At 71.3% G+C, this 9071-nt stretch carries 8 protein-coding genes; 6 read left to right on the forward strand and 2 right to left on the reverse strand.

The genetic code is table 11. The features are described from left to right. Both D7V97_RS34995 and D7V97_RS35000 read left to right on the forward strand, forming a co-directional pair. Nucleotides 1–1309, forward strand: a 1309-nt coding sequence (locus D7V97_RS34995) for an OprO/OprP family phosphate-selective porin (protein WP_368668983.1), incomplete at its 5' end; no start/stop codon positions are given. Between the two features lie 138 nt (nucleotides 1310–1447). After that, entirely contained in the window at nucleotides 1448–2515 is a 1068-nt protein-coding gene (locus D7V97_RS35000; protein ID WP_120614969.1) for a hypothetical protein, read from the forward strand. A 4-nt stretch (nucleotides 2516–2519) separates the two neighbouring features. Here D7V97_RS35000 and D7V97_RS44935 read toward each other — a convergent pair whose 3' ends face one another. Both D7V97_RS44935 and D7V97_RS35010 read right to left on the reverse strand, forming a co-directional pair. Continuing rightward, entirely contained in the window at nucleotides 2520–3812 is a 1293-nt protein-coding gene (locus D7V97_RS44935; protein ID WP_158623522.1) for an ATP-binding protein, read from the reverse strand. Nucleotides 3813–3837: 25 nt separating this feature from the next. Further along, complete coding sequence (locus tag D7V97_RS35010; protein ID WP_120614970.1) at nucleotides 3838–4533, reverse strand: glutamine amidotransferase; 696 nt, start codon at nucleotides 4531–4533, stop codon at nucleotides 3838–3840. 219 nt (nucleotides 4534–4752) lie between these two features. Between D7V97_RS35010 and D7V97_RS35015 the strand changes: the two genes are divergently transcribed. The 4 genes from D7V97_RS35015 to D7V97_RS35030 all read left to right on the forward strand — a co-directional run. Then, entirely contained in the window at nucleotides 4753–5835 is a 1083-nt protein-coding gene (locus tag D7V97_RS35015) for a M35 family metallo-endopeptidase (RefSeq protein WP_120614971.1), read from the forward strand. 88 nt (nucleotides 5836–5923) lie between these two features. After that, nucleotides 5924–6550: a protease gene (locus tag D7V97_RS35020; RefSeq protein WP_199729041.1), complete on the forward strand. Its 627-nt coding sequence runs from the start codon at nucleotides 5924–5926 to the stop codon at nucleotides 6548–6550. Between the two features lie 104 nt (nucleotides 6551–6654). Next, nucleotides 6655–7761, forward strand: coding sequence for an isopenicillin N synthase family oxygenase (locus D7V97_RS35025; protein WP_120614972.1), 1107 nt, complete (start codon nucleotides 6655–6657; stop codon nucleotides 7759–7761). 70 nt (nucleotides 7762–7831) lie between these two features. Next, a partial coding sequence (locus tag D7V97_RS35030) for an MFS transporter (RefSeq protein ID WP_120614973.1) occupies nucleotides 7832–9071 on the forward strand: 1240 nt, incomplete at its 3' end.

Below are 9071 nucleotides of genomic sequence, written 5' to 3' on the forward strand. Positions count from 1 at the left end.
GCCCCCGAGGTCCCGCGTGCCCGCTGCCCCCGGTCCAGCCGTCCTCGTCGCCACGGGCCTGCTGCTCGCCGCGGCCCCCGCGCGGGCCCAGGAGCAGGCCGCCGAGGGCCCCCCGGCCGCGAAGCCGTCCGTCGTCGTCCAGGTGTCGGATGAGGGCTTCTCGCTGGCCTCGGAGGACAAGGCCTTCGTGCTGAAGCTGCGCGGGCTCATCCAGACGGATGGGCGCTTCTTCTTCGACGACCCGGAGCGCACGGGCACCAACACCTTCGTCATGCGGCGCGTGCGGCCCTTCCTGGAGGGGACGCTCTTCGGCTCCGTCGACTTCCGCCTCGTGCCGGACTTCGGCAACGGGCAGCCGCTCCTGCAGGACGCGTGGGTGGACCTCCATCCGCGCGAGCAACTGCGCCTGCGCGTCGGCAAGTTCAAGACGCCCTTCGGGCTGGAGCTGCTCCAGTCCGACGCGGATGTCCCCTTCATCGAGCGCGGTCTCACGGTGGACCTGGTCCCCAACCGCGACGAGGGGCTGGAGCTGCACGGAGCCGTCCTCGCGGGCCGGTTGCTGTACTCGCTGGCCGCGCTCAACGGAGATCCGGACGGAACCAGCACGGACCTCAACACGGACGACAGCTTCGACCTGGTCGCGCGCCTCTTCGCGCACCCGTTCAAGGGCGGCGGCGCGCCCCTCCTCCAGGGCCTGGGGCTGGGCATGGCGGTGACGTGGGGCCAGCAGTTCGGCACGGCCACCAGCCCCGGCGTCGCGACCCAACGCAGCACGGGGCAGCAGGCCATCTTCAACTACCTGGCCGGCACCGGCGGCGCGGCGCCGGTGCTCGCGTACGGGGAGCACGTGCGGTACTCGCCCCAGGGATACTTCTACGGGGGACCGCTGGGCGTGCTCGCGGAGTACGTCAGCTCGTCGCAGGACCTGCAGGTGGGGGACGTGCGTGCCCGGCTGCAGCACCGGGCGTGGCAGGCCCTGATCTCCTGGGTGCTGTTCGGCGGCAAGGCGTCCTTCGAAGGCGTCAAGCCGACGGCGCCCTTCAACCTGGGCACCGGCACGGGGGGCGCGTTGGAAGTCGCGGCGCGCTACCACTCGCTCCAGCTGGACGACGACGCCTTCCCCCTCTTCGCGGACCCCGCGCGTTCGGTGCGCGCGGCGAAGGGCTTCGGCATCGCCGTGACGGAGTACTTCAACAAGCGCGTGCGCTTCTCCGTGAACTTCCACCGCACGAACTACGAGGGCGGCGCCCCCGACGGCGACCGCCCCGCCGAGAACGCCTTGCTGACCCGGCTCCAGCTCACGTTCTGAGGCCTGACGCCCGGTGTCACGCGGGCTTCGTCCTGCTGCGTCTTGAAGCCCGCACGCCACCTGGACGACGCTCCCATCCGCCGTGACGGGCAGCCCTTCCCCGGGGGTCTTCGTCGCGGATCCCAGTCGAGAGGAAGCATGCCCGCGAACGTGCCCCCGCACCGCCCGGCGTCTGTCCGGACGCCCTCCCTGTCGAAGTGGCTCTCCCGCGCCGCGCTGTTGGCCTTGCTGGGGGTGTCCGCGCCCGCGCCCGCGCAGCAGCCGGAGCCCGCCGCCGAGCCTCCCGCGACGGCGAACCTGCCGCCCCCCGCGACGACGAACCTGCCGCCCCCCGTGACGGAGGACGTGCAGCCCCTCGCGCTGCCGCCGATGCCGGAGCGCCGGCTCTTCTTCACCACCCTCAACGTGGTCCGCTACAACCCGCTGGGGCTCGAGTCGCAGAACAAGCTCATCTACCAGAAGCGGCTGTTCGACAGCCCGGCGCTGTTGCTGCGCGACACCTTCGCCAGCGCCGCCGCGAGCCTCAAGCTGAGCCCGGCGTTCTTCAAGCTGGGGCCCGTGCTGGAGCTCCAGCCCGTGGCGATGTTCAACCTCCGCGGCGGCTACGAGTACGTCCAGTACTTCGGCACCTTCGGCAGCCTCCAGTCGTATCCGGACTCGTTCCAGCCCTATGACGACGACCTGCGCGACCTGACGAACGACTCCGCCTACGGCACCTCCGGGCACCACTTCTTCCTGGAGCCCACGCTCCAGGCGAAGGTGAAGTCGGTGGCGCTGCGCACGAAGCTGGCCATCGAGTACTGGAACGTGTCGCTGCACGACGGAAGCCCGCACGGGACGTTCTATGATCCGACGCTGGACACGCTGGTGCCGGGCAAGGGCTGGGTGCTCGCCAACGACACGGACCTCATCTGGATGGCCGGCCAGTGGACGCTGGGCGCCCGGTTCTCCGCGGTGTGGCCGCAATACGATGAAGACACCGCCGCCGTGGATCCGCTGCCCGGCCGCAGCCTGCCGTCCAACAAGCACATGCGCGTGGGCCCCATCATCGCGTATGCCTTCAACACCCGCCCGGGCGGCGTCATGACCAAGCCCACCGCGCTGCTCATCGCCGGCTGGTACCTCACGCACGAGAACCGCACCAGCGCCATGCCCTACCTGCTGGCTGGCTTCTCCTTCAGCACGGAGCTGCTCTCCGGGCGCTGAGAGCTCACCCGAAGCCCTGGGCGCGCAGCACCGCGCCCAGCGGCATGGAGCTCACGCGCCAGGCTTCGAACCACCGCGCGGCCTCCTCCGGCGTCGGCTGCGTCCAGCGCCAGCCCGCGCGCCCCGCGCCACCCTCGCAGCGGATCAACGAGGCCCGGAGCTGCTCCGCGTCGCGGAAGCTCAAGTGCTCGAACAGCACCGGACTCTGGCTGGTGACGAAGCCCTGCCGGTCGCCCACGGCCTCCACGCACGCCCGCACCAGGTCCGGGTGCAGCCCGTCCGGCAGCTCGTCCGCGACGACGAAGGCCTCGTGGACATCCAGGTAGTACAGGAAGGACAAAAGCCGCTTCTGGCCGTGGCCCAGCTGCTCCTGTGACACCGGCGTCCCGTCCTCGCGCGTGAACGCGAAGCGGAAGCCGCTGAAGCCCAGCCGCCCTCCCTGCGACAGGGGCGTCGTCTCCGTCACGTCCACCGTGAGCGTGCCGGACGCGAACCCCGCCAGCGTCACGAAGCGCGCGAGGAAGCCCTGCGGCAGCGTTTCGTGGCGGAACATCAACGTCGGAGGCAGCGGCTCCGCTTCCACCTGCTCGCGCAGCCACCCGGGCATCCACGCGGGCAGGGCCATGAGCCCCAGCGGGAACAGGTCTTCTCCCCGGCGCTCCATCGCGTAGCGGATGGTGCCAATGCGCTCGTACATCCCCAGCGCCTCGTCGAAGCGCGGCGGCGCCAGCAGGAACGTGCGGCGCAACAGCTCCTTCAGCCGGTCCTTCACCCCGCGCTCCAGGTACTGCGCGGCCATGAAGAGCAGCGTCCACACGGAGCGGTCCAACACCGACCAGTGCATGCGCTTGGAGAAGCCGGCCGCGCCGTCCACCTCGCACGCGAAGCCCGTGGCGCTCGCGCGCATCACCAGCCGCACGTCCTCCGCCGCGTCCCAGCGCACCGTCGCCACGATGGAGGGCACCCACCCATGCGAGAGCGCCGCGGGGGGCAGCGCCAGCGCCGCGCCCGGCCCAGGGACTTCCGGGCCCGTTGAGGCCGGAAGCGCGGCGGGCGGCTCGTTGCGCACGGCCACGTCCACCGTGAGGTCGTCGAAGCGCAGCCCGTAGTCCAGCGAGAACGGCTCGCGCAACAGCCCGGAGAAGTCCGAGCACAGCACCGTGGACACCAGCTCCAGCAGCGTCGTGCGGCCGCTGCCCGTCGCCCCCACCACCACGTTGAGCGAGGGGCCGAACGCCAGGCGCGTGTCCGGCGCGAGGTCGCGGTAGTGGTGGACGTGCAGGTGCGTCAGCTTCATGGCGTCGCTCGCGATCAGCAGGGCCTCAGCGCAGGCCCCGGGCCAGGTGGTGCGCGAGCCGCTGGAGCAGCTCCGTGTTCTCCGCCTCGGCGGCCTTCAGCTTGGGCAGCTGCGCCTTCAGCGCCTCCACGTCCTTGCCCCGGGTGATCAGGTCCTCCGCGCACAGCTCCAGCCAGCGCCCCAGCTCCTTCGCCGTCAGCTCCAGGTGGAACTGGAACCCGTAGGACGTCCCCAGCCGGAAGGCCTGCTGCGTGTAGCGGTCCGTGGACGCCAGCAACGTCGCCCCCGGCACCGGCGTGTACGTGTCCCCGTGCCAGTGCGCCACCGCCGTGCGCGGCTTCGCGCCCGCCACCACCGGATCCTTCAGCGCGTCCTGCGTCCACCGCACCGGCCCCACACCCACCTCGAAGCCATTCTTGCCCGGCGACACCTGCGCCCCCGCCGCCGCCGCCAGGAGCTGCGCACCCAGACACACGCCCACGCACGGGCGGTCATTCGCCAGCCGCTCGCCCAGCAAAGCCAGCTCGTCGTTCAGGAACGGGTGGGCGTCCGCCTCATACACACCCATGGGTCCGCCCATCACCACCACCAGCGGCGCGTCCACGTCCTCCCGCTTCACCGTCCGGAACCGCCGCACCAGGGTGAACCCCACCGCCTCCAGCGCGGGTCCCAAGAGCCCCGGCCCCTCGTGCTCCTCGTGCTCGAACACCACCGCGCGCATCGTCCGCTACCCCTTCCCTGTGAGCCACGCTCGTGCCGCACGCAGCCTAACGCCCCGGGCCACCGGAGGTCGCACCGCGGCACAGAACGGAATAGCCGGGACGTATATATTTCACTGCATTTCGTGGCATCATCACCGGGCCCGGTTTCCCCTATAAGCATGACGACCCGGGCATTCCCCCAGGTGTTCGCTGCATCGTTTTTCCGAAAGGAAGTCCTCGTGAGCAAGAGCCTTCGTGGTTTCAAGTGGCTGGTGGGCACGGTGGTTGGCGTTTCCCTGCTGGGTGCCTGCGGCGCTCCGGCCGATGGTGATACCGCCCCGACGGAGGCCACCGATCAGGCCCAGGGCGCGCTGACGGCGACCGTGTCGGTGCCCAAGGCGTCGATGGCGGCCAGCGAGACGGTGACGGTGCAGGTGACGCTGACGAACACCTCCTCCGCGCCGGTGAGCCTCAACAAGTGGGAAGTGCCCGGCACGGGCCTGACGGAGGGCCGCCTCTCCGTCCTGCGCGACGGCCAGGCCGTGGACTACACCGGCGCGCACTACAAGCGCGTGCTGGGCCGCGCCGAGGACGTCGTCACCATCGCCCCCGGCGAGAGCATCTCCGGGCCGGTCGTCGTCTCGGACGTGTATGACCTGTCCGTGACGGGCACGTACTCCATCCGCTACGAGCTGGAGTCGCGCTCGGGCGTGACGGCGCTGTCCTCCAACGAGGTCAGCCTCTTCATCGAGGGCCGCCGCAACAGCCGCACGGAGCTGGAGGCGATGGGCCAGGTGACGGGCCAGAGCCTGGCCTACTCCGGCGCCTGCACGTCGTCCGAGCAGTCCTCCATCGCGTCCGCGTTCACCGGCGCGCAGAACTACTCCAACTCGGCGTACAACTACCTGAACGGCACGCCGTCCGCGACCACGCGCTACGTCACCTGGTTCGGCACGTACTCGACGACGAACTGGGGCACCATCAAGACCCACTTCAACAGCATCAAGAACGCGTTCGCGTCCGCGGCCGTCGTGGTGGACTGCAGCTGCAGCGACACCGGCACCTACGCGTACGTGTACGCGAACGCGCCCTACAAGATCTACGTGTGCGGCGCCTTCTGGAGCGCCCCCACCACGGGCACGGACTCCAAGGCCGGCACGCTGGTCCACGAGATGAGCCACTTCACCGTCGTGGCCGGCACGGGCGACAACGCCTACGGCCAGACGGCCGCCAAGAGCCTGGCGAAGTCCAACCCCACCAAGGCGCGCGCCAACGCGGACAGCCACGAATACTTCGCGGAGAACAACCCGTCGCTGCCGTAAGCTGACGCAAGGTCCGTTGACCGGGGGACGCGCGGCCACAGGCCTCGCGTCCCCCTTCTTTTTTCACGAGCACAAGGAGCGACACGTGATGGGGCTGGGACGAAGCAACCTCGCATGGCTCGCGGCGCTGTCCGCCGCTGGCGCAGTCACCGCCTGTACGCCGAAGCCGGCGGAACCGCCCGCGCAGCAGGCCCCCGTCGTCGCGGCCCCAACGCCGACGAAGGACACCGCACCGTCCACGCCGCCCCCCACCGAGGAGCCCGCCGCCGTGACGACCCCGAACCTGGAGTGCGCCCTGAGCGCCCCCGCCAAGGCCCGCGTGGGCGAGCCCGTGGAGGTCCTCTTCCGGCTCACCAACCGCTCCGCGCAGGCCGTCTACATCCTGCCCTGGCAGTCGCCGCTGGAGGGGCTGATGGGCCCCGCGTTCGACATCACCCGCGACGGCGAGGAGGTCTCCTACCAGGGCCCCATGGTGAAGCGCCGCGCCCCGTCGGAGTCCAGCTACGTCACCATCGCCCCGGGCGCGACGGCGGAGAATCGCGTGGAGGTGACGCAGGCCTATGACTTCCAGAAGCCGGGCACCTACCGCATCGCCTTCCGCAACGAGCTGATGGACGTCACCTCGCGCAAGGAGGACGTGCCCCGGCCCGGTGGCGACTACAAGGCCGCCCCGGTGAAGTGCGCCCCCGTGGACGTGGTGGTCACCGCGCGCTGACGGGCGTTGTTCCCGGATTCCCCGGGAAGCACGTGCCACCCACAGGCGGGCAGGCACGCTCCCCCTCCTCAGCCGGGCCCGGGCGCGATACACCTGGGCCCACCATGGCGGACACCTCCTCGATCCACATTCCGACGGTCGACCTCACGGACCTCGCGTCGGGTGAACCGGCCCGCCTCGAGCGCGCCGCGGCGGCGTTGCGCGAGGCCTTTGGCGTCTTCGGCCTCGTGTTCGTGAAGAACCACGGCGTGGACGCGCCGGCGCTGGAGCGCTTCTACGACGCGTTCTCCGCCTTCGTCGCGCGCCCCGAGTCCGAGAAGCGCCCCCTGGGCCGCGCGGACCTCTGGTACCAGCGCGGCTGGACGCCTCCCAACACGGAGGTCGCCGTCGCCGGCAACGGGCAGCCGGACTTCAAGGAGTGCTACTTCGCGTCGCCCACGCCCACCGACGCACAGTCCGCGCTGGAGTTCCCGGAGCTGTACCCGGAGAACATCTGGCCCCCCCACGCGCCGCCGTACTTCCAGGACGGGCTGCTCACCCTGGGTCACTCGCTGCACGACGCCGGCCTCAAGCTGCTGCGCGGCGCGGCCCTGGCGCTGAACCTCCCCGAAGGCACCTTCACCGACGCGTGCGAGCGCGCACCCCACGTCACGCGCGCCCTGCAGTACCTGCCCCTGGGCCCGTCGCAGGTGAACACCGGCATCCTCTGGGGCGAGGAGCACACCGACTTCAACCTGCTGACGCTCTTGCCCGGCGGCCGGTTCCTTAATCCGGAGGGCCGCCCGGACTCCAAGCCGGACGACCAGAGCGGGCTGTACCTGCGCACGCGCGCGACGCCGGACGCGCCGCAGGGCCAGATGGTGCGCGGCACCGCGCCCGCGGGCTGCATCGTGGCGCAGGTGGGCCAGCAGCTGGAGATCCTCACCGGCGGCACGTTCCTCGCCACGCCGCACGTCATCACCGCGCCGGGCGTGCCGGGGTGGCAGCGCCAGTCCGCCGCGCACTTCATGCACGTGCACACCAGCACGGTGCTCTTCCCGCTGCCCGGCTTCCGCACGCCGGAGGCGGTGGGCAACTACGCGCCGCCGGTGCTCGCGGGCACGTACGACATCAAGACGCTGGTGGACATCGGCCTCGCGCCGCCCGCCGCGCTCGACAAGCTGGGCTACCGCCACTACGACCGGCTCAACAAGATGCGCGCGACCTCATAAGGCAGGCCGCCGGCCCCCGCGCCATGTGGCTGGCGGCGGGGGACGGGCTGCGTTACAGCGCGCATCCAGCATGGCCCCTTCTGTCCTCGCCACGTCCGTCTTCCGTCACCGCGACTTCCGGCTGTATCAAGTCGCCCGCCTGTGCGCGGTGCTCGCGGCGCAGATCGAGTCCGTCGCCATTGGCTGGCAGGTGTACGAGCTGACGGGGAGCGCGCTCGCGCTGGGCTACACGGGCCTGGCGCAGTTCCTCCCCTTCCTCGCCTTCAGCCTGCTGGGCGGACAGGTGGCGGACCGCTACGACCGCCGCCGCATCCTGGCCATCTGCCAGGGCGTGATGCTGGTGTGCAGCCTGCTGCTCTTGACCTTCACGCTGGGCCACGTCACGGACGTGCGGTTCGTCTACGGGGTGCTGGTGCTGTTCGGCACCGCGCGCGCCTTCTACGGGCCCGCGGGCTCCGCGCTCACGCCGTACCTGGTGCCGCCCGAGGAGCTGACGCGCGCGGTGGCGGTGAACTCCACCACGTGGCAGGTGGCCACCATCGCCGGCCCCGCCGTGGGCGGCCTGCTCTACGGGTGGCTGGGCGGCAAGGGCGTCTACATCGCGTCCGCGTCGCTGTGCGCGCTCACGGTGGTGTGGATCCTCTCGCTCCACGTGCGCACGGGCAGCGCGTCGCGCGAGCCGGTGTCGCTGGCCACGCTCGTCGCGGGCCTCAAGTTCGTGCGCGGCAAGCGGCTCTTGCTGGGCAGCCTCACGTTGGACCTCTTCGCCGTGCTGCTGGGCGGCGCGGTGGCGCTCTTGCCCATCTACGCGCGCGACGTGCTGCACACCGGCCCCTGGGGCCTGGGCCTCCTGCGCAGCGCCCCGGCCGCCGGCGCCGCGGTGGTGGCGGTGCTGCTCGCGTTCCGGCCCCTGGGCGGACATGCCGGGTGGAAGATGTTCGGCGCGGTGGCGGTGTTCGGCGCGGCCACGCTCGTGTTCGGCATGAGCACGTCCCTGCCCCTGTCGCTCGCGGCGCTCGCCATCGGCGGGGCGGCGGACATGGTGAGCGTGGTGGTGCGCCACACGCTGGAGCTCGTCTCCACGCCGGACGACATGCGCGGCCGCGTGGGCGCGGTGAACATGATGTGCATCGGCGCCTCCAACGAGCTGGGCGAGTTCCGCGCGGGCTCGCTCGCGGAGGGCCTGGGCGCCGTGAACGCGGTGGTGATGGGCGCCGTGGGCACGCTCGTCGTGGTCGCCCTCTGGGCCTGGCTCTTCCCCGAGCTGCGGCAGGTGGACCGGCTGGAGTCCGCCGCGCACCGGCCGCCGG

The organism is Corallococcus sp. CA053C, assembly GCF_003611675.1.
Lineage (GTDB): Bacteria > Myxococcota > Myxococcia > Myxococcales > Myxococcaceae > Corallococcus.

What these genes read in the sequence shown, in the direction of transcription:
- D7V97_RS44935 (WP_158623522.1), bottom strand. Translation starts at nt 3,812, where the DNA reads ATGAAGCTGACGCACCTGCACGTCCACCACTACCGCGACCTCGCGCCG.
- D7V97_RS35025 (WP_120614972.1), top strand. Translation starts at nt 6,655, where the DNA reads ATGGCGGACACCTCCTCGATCCACATTCCGACGGTCGACCTCACGGAC.
- D7V97_RS35020 (WP_199729041.1), top strand. Translation starts at nt 5,924, where the DNA reads ATGGGGCTGGGACGAAGCAACCTCGCATGGCTCGCGGCGCTGTCCGCC.
- D7V97_RS35010 (WP_120614970.1), bottom strand. Translation starts at nt 4,533, where the DNA reads ATGCGCGCGGTGGTGTTCGAGCACGAGGAGCACGAGGGGCCGGGGCTC.
- D7V97_RS35000 (WP_120614969.1), top strand. Translation starts at nt 1,448, where the DNA reads ATGCCCGCGAACGTGCCCCCGCACCGCCCGGCGTCTGTCCGGACGCCC.